The organism is Teichococcus aestuarii (assembly GCF_003116135.1).
In the GTDB taxonomy this organism is placed as follows: domain Bacteria; phylum Pseudomonadota; class Alphaproteobacteria; order Acetobacterales; family Acetobacteraceae; genus Pseudoroseomonas; species Pseudoroseomonas aestuarii.
This window is the reverse complement of record NZ_PDOA01000017.1, coordinates 1-18,038: the sequence shown is the minus strand read 5'-3', so window position 1 is coordinate 18,038 and position 18,038 is coordinate 1. Positions and strand designations below refer to the sequence as shown.

The 18,038-nt window shown below is 72.0% G+C and carries 14 protein-coding genes and 1 pseudogene; 11 read left to right on the top strand and 4 right to left on the bottom strand.

The features are described 5' to 3' along the window. The first annotated feature begins 126 nt into the window (after window positions 1-126). Window positions 127-2,682, top strand: coding sequence for a VCBS domain-containing protein (locus CR165_RS18960; RefSeq protein WP_109518515.1), 2,556 nt, complete (start codon window positions 127-129; stop codon window positions 2,680-2,682). A 52-nt stretch (window positions 2,683-2,734) separates the two neighbouring features. On the opposite strand, the gene CR165_RS18955 is transcribed toward CR165_RS18960, so the two are convergent. Next, complete coding sequence (locus CR165_RS18955; protein ID WP_245906591.1) at window positions 2,735-4,015, bottom strand: hydantoinase/carbamoylase family amidase; 1,281 nt, start codon at window positions 4,013-4,015, stop codon at window positions 2,735-2,737. Then, on the bottom strand, window positions 4,008-4,796 hold the full coding sequence (locus tag CR165_RS18950) for an SDR family oxidoreductase (RefSeq protein ID WP_109518513.1): 789 nt from the start codon (window positions 4,794-4,796) through the stop codon (window positions 4,008-4,010). The genes CR165_RS18955 and CR165_RS18950 overlap by 8 nt, the downstream gene beginning before the upstream one ends. 146 nt (window positions 4,797-4,942) lie before the next feature. On the opposite strand from CR165_RS18950, the gene CR165_RS18945 reads away from it, so the two are divergent. From CR165_RS18945 to CR165_RS26045, 4 genes are all read left to right on the top strand, one after another. Next, on the top strand, window positions 4,943-5,953 hold the full coding sequence (locus tag CR165_RS18945; RefSeq protein WP_109518512.1) for a 2-hydroxyacid dehydrogenase: 1,011 nt from the start codon (window positions 4,943-4,945) through the stop codon (window positions 5,951-5,953). Between the two features lie 5 nt (window positions 5,954-5,958). Beyond that, a complete protein-coding gene (locus CR165_RS18940) occupies window positions 5,959-6,930 on the top strand; it encodes a 2-hydroxyacid dehydrogenase (protein ID WP_109518511.1) in 972 nt (323 codons plus the stop codon). Window positions 6,931-6,964: 34 nt separating this feature from the next. Then, a complete protein-coding gene (locus CR165_RS18935; protein ID WP_109518510.1) occupies window positions 6,965-7,618 on the top strand; it encodes a flavin reductase family protein in 654 nt (217 codons plus the stop codon). Window positions 7,619-7,725: 107 nt separating this feature from the next. Further along, on the top strand, window positions 7,726-9,432 hold the full coding sequence (locus CR165_RS26045; RefSeq protein WP_281262111.1) for an ABC transporter permease: 1,707 nt from the start codon (window positions 7,726-7,728) through the stop codon (window positions 9,430-9,432). A gap of 84 nt (window positions 9,433-9,516) precedes the next feature. Here CR165_RS26045 and CR165_RS18925 read toward each other — a convergent pair whose 3' ends face one another. Continuing rightward, entirely contained in the window at window positions 9,517-10,575 is a 1,059-nt protein-coding gene (locus CR165_RS18925) for a glycosyltransferase family 4 protein (RefSeq protein ID WP_109518509.1), read from the bottom strand. 131 nt (window positions 10,576-10,706) lie between these two features. On the opposite strand from CR165_RS18925, the gene CR165_RS18920 reads away from it, so the two are divergent. The 6 genes from CR165_RS18920 (at window position 10,707) to dps (ending at window position 17,912) form a co-directional block, all read left to right on the top strand. After that, window positions 10,707-12,485: an ABC transporter ATP-binding protein gene (locus CR165_RS18920; protein ID WP_109518508.1), complete on the top strand. Its 1,779-nt coding sequence runs from the start codon at window positions 10,707-10,709 to the stop codon at window positions 12,483-12,485. Window positions 12,486-12,497: 12 nt separating this feature from the next. Continuing rightward, the gene (gene otsA, locus CR165_RS18915; RefSeq protein WP_109518507.1) at window positions 12,498-13,916 is read left to right on the top strand and encodes an alpha,alpha-trehalose-phosphate synthase (UDP-forming); all 1,419 of its coding nucleotides are present in this window, start codon (window positions 12,498-12,500) and stop codon (window positions 13,914-13,916) included. Between the two features lie 49 nt (window positions 13,917-13,965). Then, complete coding sequence (locus CR165_RS18910) at window positions 13,966-14,538, top strand: nucleoside 2-deoxyribosyltransferase (RefSeq protein WP_109518506.1); 573 nt, start codon at window positions 13,966-13,968, stop codon at window positions 14,536-14,538. Between the two features lie 57 nt (window positions 14,539-14,595). Continuing rightward, window positions 14,596-15,519, top strand: coding sequence for a ketopantoate reductase family protein (locus tag CR165_RS18905; protein ID WP_109518505.1), 924 nt, complete (start codon window positions 14,596-14,598; stop codon window positions 15,517-15,519). 210 nt (window positions 15,520-15,729) lie between these two features. Next, complete coding sequence (locus CR165_RS18900) at window positions 15,730-17,343, top strand: MFS transporter (RefSeq protein ID WP_109518504.1); 1,614 nt, start codon at window positions 15,730-15,732, stop codon at window positions 17,341-17,343. 86 nt (window positions 17,344-17,429) lie between these two features. Continuing rightward, window positions 17,430-17,912, top strand: a complete 483-nt coding sequence (gene dps, locus CR165_RS18895; RefSeq protein WP_109518503.1) for a DNA starvation/stationary phase protection protein Dps — start codon at window positions 17,430-17,432, stop codon at window positions 17,910-17,912. 18 nt (window positions 17,913-17,930) lie between these two features. Here the strand turns inward: dps and CR165_RS18890 are convergent. Beyond that, window positions 17,931-18,038: pseudogene (locus CR165_RS18890) on the bottom strand (IS5-like element ISRso1 family transposase); the annotation flags it as partial.

The following is an 18,038-nucleotide window of genomic DNA, read 5'->3' as shown; positions in this document are numbered from 1 at the left end:
CTTACATTGTCTCACATTGCACGTCCTGGAAACATTATTTTGATCGGACAATAAATTAATATCCCCTGTATAAAAAATGGCAATGCCGGCGGTTTTTCTGGAAACGCCGGCGGTCCGGGGGAAAGCATGTCCATCAACACCACAACCTTCAATTTCCGTCTCACCGAGGCCACGATCCAGCGGAATGGCGGCGTGGTGACCGTGTGGGGGCCCGAGGGCGAGCCGGTGCGGGCCGCGGCCGGCGGGCGCTATGTGTTCACCGATGGCACGGTGGACGACGCCGATGGCGACCTGCTGGTCGAGGACCTCCTGTACTACAGCCGCAACCATGATGTCTGGCTCTCCGGCGCCGATGCCGACGCGCATTATGCCAGCCAGGGCTGGCAGGAGGGCCGCGCCACCGGCGGGCTGTTCGACGCCCAGGCCTATCTGGCCGCCAACCCCGACGTGGCCGCCTCGGGCATCGACCCGCTGACGCATTACCGCGTCTTCGGCTGGCGCGAGGGGCGCGACCCCTCCCCCTTCTTCGACACCGCCGCCTATCTCGCCGCCAACCCCGATGTCGCCGCCGCCGGCATCGACCCGCTGGAGCACTACATCGCCTTCGGCCGCTTCGAGGGCCGCTCCGCCACGCCGGGCGCGCTGGAGGTGCTGGGCTTCGACGCGGCGTTCTACCTGGAGCAGAACCCCGACGTCGCCCGCTCCGGCATGAACCCGCAGGAGCACTACGTGTTGTTCGGCCGCGCCGAGGGCCGTGCCGCCAACGCGGTGTTCGACCGCGACCACTACCTGGCGCAGAACCCCGACGTCGCCGCCAGCGGGATGGACCCGCTGGAGCATTACCTGCGCTTCGGCTGGCGCGAGCAGCGCAGCCCCTCGGCCGGGTTCGACGGCGGCAAGTATCTGGCCGACAACCCGGACGTGGCCGAGGCCGGCGTGAACCCGATGCTGCACTACCTGATGCACGGCCTGGGCGAGGCGCGCGCCGCGCGGCCGGTGCACGAGGCGCCGGCCGACCTCAGCCTCTCCGCGCTGGCGCTGGAGGAGGCGCGGCCGGGCGCGGCGGTGGGCACCGTCTGTGCGCGGGACCCCGATGGCGACGGCCTCACCTACAGCGTGGATGACGATCGCTTCGAGGTGGCCGGAACCCTGCTGAAGCTGAAGGATGGCATCGCTGTCGATTTCGAGGCCGAGCCGGTGCTGTGCCTCGCTTTGACCGCCACCGATTCCAGCGGCCTGTCCGTCACCCGCCGCTTCGAGCTGGCGGTGCGCGACGTCAACGAGGCCCCCGCCGCCCCCACCCTCTCCCCCGTGCCTCTCTACGAGAACCTGCCCGGCGCCAATCTGGGCCGGCTCTCCGCCGCCGACCCGGATGCGGGCGACAGCCTCTGCTTCAGCACGGCGGATGAGCGTTTCGAGGTGGTGGACGGCAACCTGCTGCGGCTGCGGGAGGGCGTCTCCCTCGACTTCGAGACCGAGGCCGGGATTGCCGTGCTGGTGCGGGCGACGGACAGCCACGGGCTGTGGACGGAGCGCAGCCTCGCCGTGCCGGTGCTGGACGCCAACGACTCGCCCCGCGACATCCGCCTGAGCGGCTTCTCGCTGCGCGAGAACGAGGCCGGCGCGGTGGTCGGCACGCTGACGGCGGTCGACCCCGATGCCGGCGACACGCACCGCTTCCGCGTCGATGACGAGCGCTTCGAGGTGGCCGGCAACCTGCTGAAGCTGAAGGACGGCATCGCGCTGGACCACGAAGCCGCCGCCACGCTGCACCTCCAGGTCACCGCCACCGACCATGACGGCCAGGGGCTTTCCGTCGCCACCCCCTTCACCCTCGCCGTCTGCGACGTGCCGGAAGCCCCCGTCTTCGGCGGCACCGGCACCGGGACGGTCATCGAGGACGACGAATCCATCACCTATGGCAGGCTGACCGTCACCGACCCCGATGCAGGCCAGTCCTCCTTCCGCGAGGCGGTCCTGGAGAGCGCCTATGGCACCCTCTCCATCGACCGGGAGGGCGACTGGATCTACATCTTCGACGGCCACGACCGCCCCGAGGTGCAGGCGCTGAAGGCGGGCGAGAGCCTGCTGGATGTCCTCACCGTCCGGTCGGCCGACGGGACGGAGACGCAGATCACCGTCACCATCGCCGGCGCGGACGAGCAGCCGGGCATCGACTTCACCTTCGAGGACGGGCTGCAGGGCTGGGAGAGCTTCGGCACGGTGTTCGACGTCAACGACCTCAGCGTGGCCGAGGTGCTCATGTCGGCCCTGCCGGACGGGGCGCCGGAGAACGACCTGGCCGGGCTGACCGCCTTCTTCGGCGGCGCCGAGATCGGCCTGCCCATGCCGCTGCATTCCGAAGCGTCGGGCATCCGGACGACGGTGCAGCTCGAGGCGGGCCAGGTCGTCTCCTTCGACATGTGGCTGGTGAACGAGCTGGCCGGGGCGCCGGAAGGCTATGAGTGCCTGGCGCTGATCTCGCTGCAGAACGAGGCGCACGCCCAGATCTACGGCTTCAGCGACACCGGGCAGCAGTGGAGCAACATCTACTTCACGGTGGAGGAGAGCGGGACCTACCAGCTCGGCTTCGCCGCGCTGCTCTATTCCGACCAGGAAGAGCCGGCCTTCGGCCTCGCCGATCTCTGGCTGGACAACGTCCGCTTCTCCGACCCGCTCTGAGCGGTTGCGGAGCAAGGCGGGGCCGGGAGGCCATCCTCCCGGCCCCGCCGGTTCAGCCGGCGGCCTCGCGCAGCCAGTGCGCCACCACGGCGCAGCCTTCGGCGAAATCCTCCATCCGCATCGCCTCGTGCGGATTGTGGCTGCCATTCTGGTTGCGCACGAACAGCATGGCCGCCGGGATGCCGGCGGCGCCGAAGGCCGCCGCGTCATGCCCGCCGCCCGAGGCCATCTCGCGGTGGCGCACACCCGCCGCCTCCGCCGCGCGGGCCAGGCCGGCGCGGATGCCGGCATCCATGGGCGAGGCCAGCGAGCCGGTCTCGGCGCCCAGCTCGAAGCGCACGCCGCGCCGGGCCTCGATCTCCGGCACCTTGCGGGCGAGCGCCGCGAAGATGGCGTCCACGCTGGCCGGGTTCACGCTGCGCACGTCCAGCATGAAGGTGGCCTCGCCGGGAATCTTGGTGAAGCCCGCCTCCGCCGTGGTGGCCAGGGTGCAGAAGGTGACGACGAGGGTGTGGCCCCGCGCCTCCAGCAGCGCCCACTCCTCGTCGAGCGCCACCGCCAGCTCGGCGAGCGCGATGGCCGCGTCCCGCCGGTAGCGGCGCGGCGTGCCGCCCGAGTGGTTGTACTCGCCGAGCACCCGCCCCTGGCGCAGCCGCCGGCTGCCGGGGATACCGGTGACGATGGCCACGGGGATGCGCTCCGCATCCAGCACCGGCCCCTGCTCGATGTGCAGCTCGAGGAAGGCGGCGGTGTTCTCCGGCGTCAGCACGCGCTCGCCGCGCGCGGCGAAATCGGGGTCGAAGCCTTCCTCGCGCATATGCTCGGCGAGCGTCCGGCCGCTGTCCTGGCGCTTCACCTGAAGCTCCTCGGGCTTCAGCCGGCCCAGCGCGCCGCGACTGCCGGGGTAGGAGGTGGGGAACCAAGCCCCCGCCTCCTCCGCCCGCGTCGCCATCACCACGATGTCCCGCTCGGGCACGAAGCCCGCGCGCTTCAGCCCGGAGACGGCGGCAAGCCCGGCCAGCACGCCCGCCGCGCCATCGAAATTGCCGCCATTCGGCACGGAATCGAGGTGGCTGCCGAGCAGCACGCGCGGCGCCGCCCGGTCCCGCCCCGGCAGGGTCATGTAGAGGTTGCCCACCGGGTCGGCGGCCACCTCCAGCCCCAGCGCCTCCGCCTCGCGCCGGGCCAGCGCATGGGCCATGCGCTCGCCGGGGCCATAGGCCTCGCGCGTCACGCCCTCGCCGTCGCGGCTCTTCTCCCGCACCTCGTCGAACATGCGGGCGGCGAGGTCGACATCCGGCACCAGGTTCAGTCGGGCAGCCGTATCAGACACAGCGGACGGCCCCGCCATCCATGATGTGGATGCGGCCCGTGGTATAGGCGGCCTTGTCGGAGGCGAGGAAGGCGGCCATCGGGCCGAACTCCGGCGGCTCGCCATAGCGGCCGGCGGGGATGGCGGCGGAGCGCTCGGCCACCAGCGCCTCGATGCTCTTGCCGGTCTTGGCGGCCACGGCGGCCAGCGTCTCCGCCGTGCGGTCGGTGGCGAAGGCGCCGGGGGCCAGGATGTTGCAGGTGATGCCCTCGCCCGCCAGCTCGGCCGAGAGGGTTTTGTTCCAGCCGACGATCGAGGCGCGCAGCGTGTTGGAGAGCGCCAGGCCCGGCAGCGGCTGCACCATGCCGGTGGAGCCCACCGCCAGGATGCGGCCCCACTTCTGCTCGCGCATCGCCGGGATCAGCCGGTTGGCGATGCGGATGGGCGAGAGGACGATGCGCTGGAACCAGGTGATCAGGTCCTCCTGCTTCATCTCCAGCGCCGAGCAGGTCGGCGGGCCGCCATGGTTCAGCACCAGGATGTCCACGCCGCCCAGCGCCGCCACGGCGGCGTCGGCCAGCCGGTCCATCTGCGCGCCCTCGGCCACGTCGGCCGGGATGCCCACCGCCTTCGGCGCGCCGAGCGCCATCAGCTCGGCCGCCACGCGGTCAAGGCTCTCCTGGCTGCGGCCGGAGACGGCCACCGCCACCCCCTCCGCCGCCAGCGCATCGGCGATCGAACGGCCGAGGCCCTTCGAGGCCCCCATCACCAGGGCGCGACGCCCGCTCAGACCGAGATCCATGGTCCTGACTCTCCCGAAAGAATTGGGCGCGGACGGTGAACGCTTCCCCCGCCCCTGGCAAGACGGGGGGGCGCGGAAAGGGAGGGTCTGGCCAGGGCCGGGGACGTGGTTAAGCTACCTCCAAAGAATTGGGAGTCCGGAAAGCCATGTCCGCAGCCAGCGTTCCCCCCAGCCCCCCCTCGGGAGGGGCATCGCGCCACCGCCTCGTCTCGGTGCGGCGCCTGCCACCCGCCGTCACGGCGCGGGCCGCGGCGGAGTATAACGGCGTCCTGGCGGTGGAGCACGACATCGGGCGCGAGGAGTCGCTGGCGCTGCTGCGCGACCACGCGGCGGAGGCGCTGCTGTTCAGCTCCAGCTTCAAGCTGGATGCCGGCTACATCGCCGCCATGCCGCCCCAGGTGAAGGTGGCCGCCACCTGCTCGGTGGGCTTCGACCATGTCGACGTGGCGGCGGCCAAGGCGCGCGGCCTCATCGTCACCAACACGCCGGACGTGCTGACCGGCTGCACCGCCGACCTCGCCTTCTCCCTGCTGCTCTCCGCCGCCCGCCGCCTGCCCGAGGCCGACGCGCTGATGCGGCGCGACGCCTGGGGGCCGCGCAGCATGGGCGATTTCCTCGGCGTGCGGGTCTGGGGCAAGACGCTCGGCATCCTCGGCATGGGGCGGATCGGGCGCGCGGTGGCGCGGCGCGCCCGCGGCTTCGACATGCGCGTGCTCTACCACGACGTGGCGCCGCTGCCGCCGGCGCTGGAGGAAGGCGCGCACTACGTGGAGTCGCTGCCCGCCCTGCTGGCGCAGAGCGACTTCCTCTCCCTCCACTGCCCCCTCACCCCCGCCACCCGCCACGTGCTGAACGGCGAGACCCTGGCCCTGCTGCCGCGCGGCGCGGTGGTGGTGAACGCCGCGCGCGGCGGGCTGATCGACGAGGAAGCGCTGATCGCCCGGCTGCAGGATGGCCACGTCGCCGCCGCCGGGCTCGATGTGTTCGAGGGCGAGCCGCGCTTCGACCGGCGCTTCATCGGCCTGCCCAACGTGGCGCTGGCGCCGCATATCGGCAGCGGCACGGTGGAGACGCGCGACGCCATGGGCCACCGCAGCCTGGACAACATCGCGGCCGTGCTGGCCGGCCACCCCCCCATCGACCCGATCTGGAGCTGAGCCGCATGAGCAAGCCCGTCCTCCTGCTGACCCGCCGCTTCCCGGATGCCGTGGAGGCCCGCGCGCAGCGGGACTACACCACCATCCCCAACCCGGCCGACGTGCCGATGTCGGGCAGCCAGATCGCCAGGGCGGCGGCGGAGGGCGAGGCGGTGGGCATCCTCTGCGCCGCCGGCGACGCACTGAGGGCCGAGACCATCGCCGCCCTGCCGGAGGGCGTGAAGATCATCGCCACCTTCAGCGTCGGCACCGACCATATCGACCTGGAAGCGGCGGCGGCGCGCGGCATCGTGGTGAGCAACACGCCGGACGTGCTGAGCGTGGCCACCGCCGAGATCGCCATGCTGCTGATCCTGACCGCCGCCCGGCGCGGCGGCGAGGCGGAGCGGCTGGTGCGCGCCCGCGCCTGGACCGGCTGGGCGCCCACCCAGCTGATGGGGGTGACGCTGGAGGGCAAGCGCCTCGGCATTCTCGGCATGGGGCGCATCGGCCAGGCCCTGGCGCAGATGGCGCGCGGCTTCGGCATGGAGATCCACTACCGCAACCGCAACCGCCTCCCGCCCGCCGAGGAGCAGGGCGCGACCTACCATGGCGACGACACCGCCTTCCTCGGCGCCATCGACGTGCTGTCGATGCACATCCCCGGCGGCGCCGCGACGCGCCACTGGCTCGATGCCCGGCGCATCGCCCAGCTCCGCCCCGGCGCCATCGTGGTCAACACCGGGCGCGGCACCACGGTGGACGACCCGGCGCTCTGCGCGGCGCTGCAATCCGGCCATCTCCGCGCCGCCGGGCTCGACGTGTTCGACGGCGAGCCGAAGATCTTCGAGGGCTACCACACGGCGCCCAACGTGGTGCTGCTGCCGCATCTCGGCAGCGCCACGGTGGAGACGCGCGACGCCATGGGCTTCCGCTGCCTCGACAACCTCGACGCTGTGCTGCTGCGCGGCGAGCCCGCGCCGCACAAGGTCGGCTGACCCCTTCCCTCCTTCCGCCAGGACGACGCCCCGCATGCTGTTCGACTTCGAGACGATCCCGACCCGCGAGGCCTACAAGCTGATGGTCTCGACCATCGTGCCGCGCCCGATCGCCTGGGTGGTGTCGCAGGACCAGGGGGGCGTGGTGAACGCCGCGCCCTATTCCTTCTTCAACGCCTTCGGCGACAATCCGCCGGTGGTGGGCTTCTCCTGCGGCCCGCGCCCCGAGGGCGCCGACGCCCCGGCCAAGGACACGCTGGCCAATATCCGCGCCACCGGCCAGTTCGTCGTCTGCCTGGTGAACGAGGCGATGGGGCCGGCGATGAGCGCCACCGCCACCGACTTCCCCCCCGGGGTGGACGAGCTGGACGAGGTGGGGCTGGAAAAGGCCGCCAGCACCCGCGTGGCGCCGCCGCGCATCGCCCAGAGCCCGGTGGCGATGGAGTGCGAGACCTTCCAGCTCGTGCCCGTCGGCCACCACACGCTGGTGCTGGGCCGGGTGCTGGCGCTGCATGTCCGCGACGACTGCGTGCTGAACGCCGAGAAATACTACATCGACACCCCGAAGCTGGACCTGCTGGGGCGCATGCACGGCCGCGGCTGGTATACCCGCACGCGGGACCGGGTGGACATCCCGCGCACCACTCTGGCGGAGTGGCAGGCCCGGAAGGCCGGCGCCGCCGAGTAGCGGCCCCACGCCGCGCCACGCCGCCTCCCTGGGACACCGCGGGGCGGGATTGCCTTTGCACCGGCGGGGGGCCGGTGCTAACGCGGCTGAAAAGCAGTCGCAGTCGCGTGTCAATCACAACTCTCCCCTCCCCCCATCCCGTCACCCAGGCCGGCGCCCCGGCGCGGCAGCCGCCCCGGCGGCGCGTGCCGCTCTGGGCGCGCGCGGGCTGGCTCGTCGCCCTGCTGGTGGCGCTGCCCGTGCTGGCGGTGCTGGCCAGCGCCGCCGCCCCCCTGCTCGGCGGCGGCGACAACCAGGTCTGGCACCATATCGCCCGGACCAACCTGCTGCCTTATCTGGGCAACTCGCTGCAGCTCGGCGCGCTGGTGGCGGTGATGGCGGCGGGCACCGGCGTGGTCTGCGCCTGGCTGGTCACCGCCTGCCGCTTCCCCGGCCGCAAATCGCTGGAGGTGGCGCTGCTGCTGCCGGTGGCCATGCCGGCCTATGTCTGCGGCTATCTCTACACCTGGCTGCTGGATGGCGCCGGCCCGGTGCAGACCGCCATTCGCGACGCCACCGGGCTGCGCTGGGGCGAATACTGGTTCCCCGAGATCCGCAGCCTGCCCGGCGCCGCGCTGATGCTGGCCGCCGTGCTCTACCCTTACGTGTACCTGCTCTGCCGCGCCGCCTTCCTGCAGCAGAGCACCTGCCTGATCGAGGCCAGCCGCACGCTCGGCCTCTCCCTGCCGCGCACCTTCCTGCGGGTGGCGCTGCCGCTGGCGCGGCCGGCGCTGGCCGCCGGCACCGGCCTGGTGCTGATGGAGACGCTGGCCGATTTCGGCACGGTGGACTACTTCGCCGTCCGCACCTTCACCACCGGCATCTACGAGGCCTGGTTCGGCATGGGCGACCGGGGCGCCGCCAGCCAGCTCGCCGCCTGCCTGATGGGCGTGGTGGCGCTGCTGCTGCTGGCCGAGCACGCCTCGCGCGGCGGGCGCCGCTACCACCCCACCACCACCCGCCAGCCGCCGCTGCGGCCGGTGGCGCTGCATGGCGTGAAGGCCTGGGCAGCCACCGCCTTCTGCACCCTGCCGGTGCTGGTGGGCTTCGCCATCCCGGCGGGCGGGCTGCTCTGGCTGATGGTGGAGCAGGGCGACGCGCTGGCGCCGCACCGCTACCTGCCCTTCGCCCGCAACTCGCTGCTGCTGGCCGGCACCACGGCGCTGATCGGCGTGGCGCTGGCGGCGCTGCTGGGCTGGGGGCTGCGGCTCTATCCCTCGCGCCTCTCCCGCATCGCCAACCGAGTGGCGGGGCTGGGCTACGCAGTGCCGGGCTCGGTCATCGCCGTCGGCACGCTGGTGCCCTTCGGGCTGGCCGACAACGCGCTGGATGGCTGGATGCGCGCGCAGTTCGGCGTCTCCACCGGGCTGCTGCTCTCGGGCACCATGGTGGCGCTGGTCTTCGCCTATGTGGTGCGCTTCCTGGCCGTGGGGCAGTCGGCGGTGGAGAGCGGTCTGGCCCGCCTCAAGCCCAGCCTGTTCCAGGCCGCCCGCACGCTGGGCTGCGGCCCGGGCGAGGCGATCCGCCGGGTGGAGGCGCCGCTGGCGCGCGGCGCGCTGCTCACCGCCGCCGTGCTGGTGTTCGTGGACACGATGAAGGAGCTGCCCGCCACCCTCATCGTCCGCCCCTTCGACCTCGATACCCTGGCGGTACGGGTGCACAACCTGGCCTCCGACGAGCGGCTGGCCGAGGCCTCGACGGCGGCGCTGCTGATCGTGGCGGTGGGCCTGGTCCCCGTCCTGGTGCTGGTGAAGGCGATGCACCGGAAGGATTGAAGGCCGGCGGACATCGTCCGCCGGCCCTTGCAGAAAGAAGATGGGGGCCTGGGGGAATTCCTTCCCCCAGGTTTCTTTTTTCTGTCAGACGTTGACCGCCCGCAGGCGGGGCTTCTTGTTCGCCTCGATCAGCTGCTCGTAGACCGAGACATAGTCCTCGGCCATGCGGCGGGCGGTGAAGCGCTGCTCGAAGCGCTGGCGGATGCGGGCGCGGTCCAGCTCCGGAATGCGCGCGACGGCCGCCACCGCCTCATCCTCGTTCTCGACGATGAAGCCGGTCAGCCCGTTCTCCATCACCTCCGGCACGGAGCCGCGGCGCATGGCGATGACGGGCGTGCCGCAGGCCATCGCCTCGATCATGACGAGGCCGAAGGGCTCCGGCCAGTCGATCGGGAAGAGCAGGGCATGGGCGCCGGAGAGGAACTCGGGCTTCTGGCTGTCGTTGATCTCGCCGATGTACTCGACATGCGACTGGTTCATCAGCGGCGAGATCTCGCGGTTGTAGTAGGCGCGGTCCGCGTCGTCGATCTTGGCGGCGACCTTCAGCTTGACCCCGGCGCGGGCGGCGATGCGGATGGCACGGTCCAGCCCCTTCTCCGGCGAGACGCGGCCGAGGAAGGCGAAGTATTTCTGCTCGACGGGCTGCGGCGTCAGCCGGTCGGCCGGCATGCCGTGCAGCACGGTGCGCGCCCAGTTCAGCTTCGGGATCGGCAGGCGCTGGTTGTCGGAGATCGAGACGAAGGGCGTGTGCCCGTAGGTCTCGTAGATCATCTTGAATTCCGGCAGGTCGAGCCGACCATGCAGGGTGGTCAGGAACGGCGTGCGCTGCCGGTCCAGCAGGCCGAGCGGGAAGTAGTCGATATGAGAGTGGATGACGTCGAACTCGCCGGCGCGCTGGGCGATCTGCTCGACCATCTTGTAGTAGTGCGCCACCCAGTCCTTCACGGTGGGGTCGAGGCGCAGCGCCTGGTCGCGCATCGCGGCAAGCTTCGCGGCGGTGACGGAATCGCCGCTGGCGAAGAGGGTGACATCGTGGCCCATGGCCACCAGTTCCTCGGTGAGGGAGGAGACGACGCGTTCCGTGCCGCCATACAACTTGGGCGGCACCGCCTCGAACAGCGGCGAGATTTGCGCGATACGCATGAACGCGATCCCTTTTCTCAGGCAGATCACAGCTTCTATTTGAGTTCGGGCGCGAAAACGTTGAAAATATTTATCGGCGCCTTTACTTCATTGGCGTTATACAAATCCATTATGGCGAAAAGTAGGCTGCCTTGACCGCACCGAGCGCGCCGCGCCCCTCCGCCTTCGGCTTCCTCTTCCGCTACGCCCGGCGCCGGCCGCTCGGCCATGCGGTGGTGTTCGGCGCCGTGCTGCTGGCGGTGCTGTGCTCCATCTCCACGCAATACGGGCTGAAGCACCTCATCGACATCGTGGCGATGGGGCCGGAGGCGGCGGCGCGCAGCGTCTGGCCGGCCTTCGCGCTGCTCTGCGCCATCATCGCGGCCGACAACCTGCTCTGGCGCGTCGGCGGCTGGGCGGCGGCGCGCAGCTTCACCGCCGTCACCGGCGACATCCGGCAGGACCTTTTCGCCCATCTCGCCGGCCACACCCCGGGCTACTTCGCAGACCGCCTGCCAGGGGCGCTCGCCGCCCGCGTCTCCGCCACCGCCCAGGCCGCCTTCACGGTGGAGAACACGCTCGCCTGGAACGTGGTGCCGCCCAGCGCGGCGGTGATCGGCGCCATCCTGTTCACCAGCGCCATCCACCCGCCGCTGGCACTGGCGCTGGCCGCCGTGGCACTGGCCATCGGCCTGCTGATGCACCGGCTGGCGCGACGTGGCGCCGCACTGCACCGCCGGCACGCCAACAGCGCCGCCGCCATCGATGGCGAGCTGGTGGACGTGGTGGGCAATATCGGCGTCATGCGCGCCTTCGGCGCCACGCTGCGCGAGCGGGCGCGCATCGCTGGGGCCGTGGGCGAGGAGATCGGCGCCCACCAGCGCAGCCTGCTCTACATGGAGAAGCTGCGGACGATCCACGCCGTGCTCACCGTGCTGATGGCGGGCGCCGTGCTGGCCGCCGCCCTGCTGCTCTGGCAGCGCGGCCAGGCCTCGGTGGGGGACGTGGCGCTGCTCGCCACCCTGTCGCTGACCATCCTGCACGGCACGCGGGACATCGCGGTGGCGCTGGTGGAACTGACCCAGCAGCTCGCCCGGCTGGAGGAGGCGACCGGCGCGCTGCTGGTGCCGCACGCGCTGGAGGACCGCCCCGGCGCCGTGCCGCTCCTCCCCGGCGCGGGGGAGGTGCGGCTCGAATTGGTGCACTTCGCCTATCCGGACCGCCCGACGGTGCTGGACGGGCTGGACCTCACCGTGCCGCCCGGCCAGCGAGTCGGGCTGGTGGGCTTCTCGGGCGCCGGCAAATCCACCGTTCTCGCCCTGCTGCAACGCTTCTACGACCCCGATTCCGGCCGCGTGCTGATCGACGGGCAGGATCTGCGCGACGTCACGCTGGAGAGCCTGCACACGGCGCTGGCCGTGGTGCCGCAGGACACCGCCCTCTTCCACCGCACGGTGCGGGAGAACATCCGCTACGGCCGCCCCGACGCGACGGACGAGGAGGTGCTGCGCGCCGCCGAGATGGCGCATTGCCGCGCCTTCATCGAGGCGCTGCCGGAGGGGTTCGACACGGTGGTGGGCAACCGTGGCGTCAAGCTCTCGGGCGGGCAGCGGCAGCGCCTGGCCATCGCCCGCGCGCTGCTGAAGGACACGCCCATCCTGCTGCTCGACGAGGCCACCTCGGCGCTGGACAGCGAGAGTGAGCGCGCCATCCAGGCGGCGCTCGACAGCCTGATGCGCGGCCGCACCGTCATCGCCATCGCGCACCGCCTGTCGACCCTGCAAAATTTCGACAGAATCATCGTGATGAATCACGGCCGGATCGTGGAGGACGGCCCTCCGTCGGAGCTGGCCCGCCGCCACGGACCGTATCGCGAATTGCTGCGCCAGCAGCACTCCGGGAACCTGCCGGAGCTGCCGGAGGCGGCGTGAGGGGAAGCGCGCATGTCGCGACTGGTCGTGGTTTCCAACCGTGTCGCCCCGATCAACGAGGGCGAGGCCACCGCCGGCGGCCTGGCGGCCGGCGTGATGGACGCGCTGCGCCACACCGGCGGGCTGTGGTTCGGCTGGTCCGGCCAGACGGTGCCGGATGTGGTGCCGCCCGAGAGCCTGCCGCCCGGCCTGCCGCCCGCCGTGGCGCGCAGCGGCCCCGTCACCCTCTACACCACCGACCTGACGCAGCGGGACTACGACGACTACTACCGCGGCTTCGCCAACGGCACGCTCTGGCCGATCCTGCACAACCAGACCGGCCTCGCCCGCTTCGACTGGGCGGAGTTCGAGGGCTACCGCCGCGTCAACGCCCATTTCGCCCGCCACCTGGCCGACCTCGTGGCGCCGGACGACGTCATCTGGGCGCACGACTTCCATCTGCTCTGCCTGGCGGGGGCGCTGCGGGCGCTCGGCCTGCGCAACAGCATCGGCATCTTCCTGCACACCCCCTTCCCGGCGCCCTCCGTGCTGATGACCGTGCCGGTCCATGCCGAGCTGGTGCGCGCCCTCTGCCAGTACGACCTAATCGGCTTCCAGACCGAGGCCGACCGCACCGCCTTCGCCGACTATGTCTGCCGCGAGCTGGGCGGCACGGCGCTGGAGGGCGGGCTGCTGGCCGCCGAGGGCCGCCAGATCCGCACCGGCGTCTACCCGATCGGCGTGGATGTCGATGCGCTGCGGGCCGAGGCGGTGGCGGGCGCGGACCAGCCGCAGCTCGCGGCACTCCGCTCCGGCCTCGCCGGGCGGGCGCTGATGATGAGCGTGGAGCGGCTCGACTACTCCAAGGGGCTGCGCCAGCGCTTCGCCGCCTATGAGCGCTTCCTGGCGAAGCACCCGGAATGGCACCGGCAGGTGGAGTATTTGCAGATCGCGCCGCCCTCCCGCACCGATGTGGAGGCCTATCAGGCCATCCGGCGGGAGTTGGAGGGCGAGGCGGGCCGCATCAACGGCCGCTTCGCCGACCTCGACTGGACGCCGCTGCGCTACCTGAACCGCTCCTTCCCCCGCCGCGCCCTGATGCCGCTCTACGCCGCCGCCCGCGTCGGGCTGGTGACGCCGCTGCGGGACGGCATGAACCTCGTCGCCAAGGAATACGTCTCGGCGCAGGACCCGGCCGATCCGGGCGTGCTGGTGCTCTCGCAATTCGCCGGGGCCGCGCGGGAGTTGGATGCCGCCCTGCTGGTGAACCCGCATGACGAGGCTGGCGTGGCCGATGCCCTGGCCCGGGCGCTGGCCATGCCGCTGGCAGAGCGGCGCGAGCGCCACGCCGCCATGCTGAAGGTGATGCGCCACAACAGCCTGGAGCGCTGGCGCGACCGCTTCGTGGGCGACCTGCACGCCCTGCCGCCCCGGGCGCTGGACGCCGCCTGAGGCGCGCCGCTCCTGGCCAGCCGGGCCCGGCCGGGGCAGATTGCGCGCCATGCGCATCTACCTCGCCGGACCCGATGTCTTCCTCCCCGACGCCTCCGCCATCGCCGCCGCCAAGAAGGCCATCTGCGCCCGCCACGGCGCGGAAGGCGTCTTCCCGACCGACCCCATCGAGAGCGCCGCCGCCGACGCAGCGGACAGCCGCTGGCTGGAGATCTATCTCCGCAACGAGGCGCATATCCGCGCCTGCGACGCGCTGGTGGCCAACCTCACCCCCTTCCGCGGCCCCTCGGCCGATGCCGGCACGGTGTACGAGCTGGGCTTCATGCGGGCGCTGGGGCGGCCGGTGGCGGGCTACAGCAACAGCGGCCAGGGCTTCACCCAGCGCACGCGGCACTTCCTGGGCGCCGGGCTGCGGCCGGGCCCCGGGGGCGGCTGGGCCGATGCCGAGGGGCTGGCGCTGGAGGATTTCGGCTGCCACGACAACCTGATGATCGATGGCGGCATCGTCGCCGCGGGCGGCATCCTCGTCGCGCGGGAGGTGCCGGAGGCGCGCCGCTGGCAGGCGCTTGAGGGCTTCGAGGCTTGCGTGGCGGCGCTGAAGCGGGGAAGGCTTGCCCCCTGACGGCACCCGCATGACCGGACCTCCGGCGTGGCAGAGGCGCCGCGACGGAGGGAATGCATGTCACGAATCGCCATCCTGGGCTGCGGCGCCATGGGCTCGGTCTATGCCGGGCTGTTCGCCGCCGCGGGGCACGATGTGCTGGCCATCGATTCCTGGGGCGCGCATGTCGATGCGATGAACCGCGACGGGCTGCGGCTGGAGGGCGCCTCGGGCGAGCGCACCGTGCGCCTCGCCGCCGCCACCTCCACCGAGGGCCAGGCGCCGGTGGATCTGGTGATCCTCGCCACCAAGGCGCGGGACGTGGCCACCGCCGCCCGCGCCATCCCGCCCCTGCTGGGGCCGGAGACCACGGTGCTGACCATCCAGAACGGCCTCGGCAGCAGCGCCGTGCTGGCCGGGGCGCTGGGGCAGGACCGGGTGGTGGCGGGCATCGCCGGGGGCTTCGGCGCCTCGCTGAAGGGGCCGGGCCACGCCCACCACAACGGCATGGAGGTGGTGCGCATCGGCGAGCTGGACGGGCCGGCGACGCCGCGCCTCGCGGCCATCGCCGCGATGTGGCGCGGCGCCGGCTTCCGCGCCGAGGCCTGCGACGACATCCAGGCCCTCACCTGGGAGAAGCTGATCTGCAACGTCACCTTCTCCGGGATCTGCGCGCTGACCGGCCTGACCATCGGCGAGGTGATGGCGGACGAGGACCTGTGGCCCACCGCCCGCGCCTGCGGGGTGGAGGCATGGGAAGTGGCGAAGGCGCGCGGCGTTCGCCTCTCGGTGGAGGACCCGGTGGCGCACATCACCGCCTTCGGCCGCAAGATCCCCAATGCCCGCCCTTCCCTGCTGCTCGACCACCGGGCCCGCCGCCGCAGCGAGATCGACGCCATCAACGGCGCCATCCCGCGCGAGGCGGCGCTGGCCGGGCGCGCGGCGCCGGTGAACGCCACCATCACCGCCCTGGTGCGCCAGCGCGAGCGGGACTTCGCCTGACGGAAAGCGTCCTCCGGTCCGGGAAAAACGAAGCCGGGAGGCCTTGCCAGCCTGGCATGGCGCTCCCCGCCGGGGCGCCGCCAGGCCGGCGATGATTTCTCGGAGCCCTTTTCCGGAAATGAACGTTTCCTCGTGTATCCCGCCGGTCGCGCGCAGATGACCAAACAGTCACGCCCCCCCGGGGGGTATTGAGGCAGCTTGCCCCCCACCATGCCCCAACCGACTCCGCCCTCCGCCTTCACGCCGCTCCGCCACCCGGCCTTCCGGCTGCTCTGGCTGGCCAACCTGGCCAGCAACACCGGCATGTGGGTGCAGAACACCGGCGCAGGCTGGCTGATGACCAGCCTCGCCCCCTCGCCCATCATGGTCAGCCTGGTGCAGGCGGCCTCGATGCTGCCGGTCTTCCTGCTGGCGCTGCCATCGGGCGCCATGGCCGACATCGTGGACCGCCGCCGCTACCTGATCTTCGCCCAGGCCTGGATGTGCGCCATGGGCCTGCTCCTCTGCATCCTCACGGCGCTGGGCCTGCTGGGGCCGTGGGGGCTGCTGGCGCTCACCTTCGCCATCGGCGCCGGCAGCGCGATGAACTTCCCCGCCTGGGCCGCCACCACGCCGGAGCTGGTGCCGCGCGCCGACCTCACCCAGGCCATCGTGCTCAACGGCATCGGCTTCAACCTGGCGCGCGCCGTGGGGCCGGCGCTGGGAGGCTTCATCATCGGCCTCGCCGGCACCCAGGCGGCCTTCGCCTTCAACGCCTTCTGCTTCCTCATCCTCATCGTGGCGCTGGTGCTGTGGCGGCGGGAGGCGCCGGCCAGCCGGCTGCCCAAGGAGCACTTCCTCTCCGCCATGCGCGCCGGGGTGCGCTTCGTCGGCGCCTCGCCGGCGCTGCGGGTCATCATCCTGCGGGCGGTGGTGTTCTTCTTCTTCGGCGCCGCCATGTGGGGGCTGCTGCCGCTGCTGGTGCGCGAGGGGCTGGGGCTGGGGCCCGAGGCCTTCGGCCTGCTGCTGGCGGCCATGGGCGTCGGCGCCGTGGGCGGCGGGCTGCTGCTGCCGCGCGCCCGCGCCCGGCTGGACCGTGGCGGGCTGGTGATGGCGGCCTCGCTGCTCGCCTCCGGCGCGCTGCTGCTGCTCGGCCTCGCGCCGCGCCTGGCCCTGGGCGGCTGGGCGGCGGCGGGGCTCGGCATGCTGCTCTACGGCGCGGCCTGGATCGGCGCCGCCAGCACCCTGCAGGCGGCGGCGCAGCTCTCATCGCCCGCCTGGGTGCGGGCGCGCGCCATCGGCATCTACCAGCTCTCCTTCTTCGGCGCGCTGGCCTTCGGCTCGGCGCTCGCCGGCTGGGTGGGCACGCTGGTCGGGGTGGGCTGGGCGCTGTGGGGCTTCGGCGCCTGTGGCGCCGCGGCGGCGCTGGCGATGCGCCGCTGGCGGCTGGACCAGCCCGGCCCCGCCGAGGTGGCCAGCCCCGCCATGCCGCAGCCCGAGGCGCCGGCCGCCGAGCTGGCGCCCCTCCTGGCGCAGGACCGCGGCCAGGTGCTGGAGATGGTCCGCTACCGCATCGACCCCGCCGACCGGGCCGCCTTCCTCGCCGCCATGGCCGATCTGCGCCGCGCCCGGCTGCGCAGCGGGGCGCTCTCCTGGCGGCTCTACGAGGATGTCGCGCACCCCGAGTTGTGGGTGGAGGTGTGGTCGGTGGGCAGTTGGACGGAACATCTGCGCGAGAATGACCGCCTGCAGCCGGCCGACCATGCCGCCATCGCCCGCGCCGCGGTTCTGCACCGGGGTGAAACCGGCCCCGAGAGCGCGCGCTATATCCACCAGTCCCTCTAGAATTGGCGGGAAGCGGGGCTGACAGCCGCCCCCGGCAACCCCACACAAGCTTCAGCGTTACCCGCGCCGAACAGGAGAACCAAACCATGAGCCTGCGCGCCACCCGCAATGATCTGGGCGAGAACGCCAAGAAGGTGTCCGTGAACGTGCTGAACGGCACGCTGGTCGACACCATCGACCTGACCAACTGCGTGCGCATGGCGCACTGGACCCTGCGCGGCTCCAACTTCATTGGCCTGCACACCATGCTGGAGGGCTTCTACAACGAGCTCTTCGCCACCGCCGACGAGGTGGCCGAGCGCCTGGTGCAGATCGGCGGCACGCCGGACGGCACCAGCCAGCTGGTGGGCGAGAAGACCCGCCTGCCGGCCTACCCGCAGCACACCACGGCCAGCATGGAGCATGTGAAGGAGCTGGCCGACCGCTTCGCCAACCTCGCCAAGTCCGTGCGCGAGGGGATCGACGCCACCGACGAGGCGGGCGATGCCGACACGGCCGACCTGCTGACCGGCCTGTCCCGCGACCTGGACAAGAAGCTGTGGATGCTGGAAGCGCATCTCGACAAGTAAGTGCCCGTTTGAGAATGGTCATGGGTGGGCGATGCGCCTGATGAGGAGCGCGCCCATGCCGACGTGGATCATGGCTTCGGAGACGTCGGAGCGGCGCTCGTAGTCACGGACCAGGCGACGCCAGCG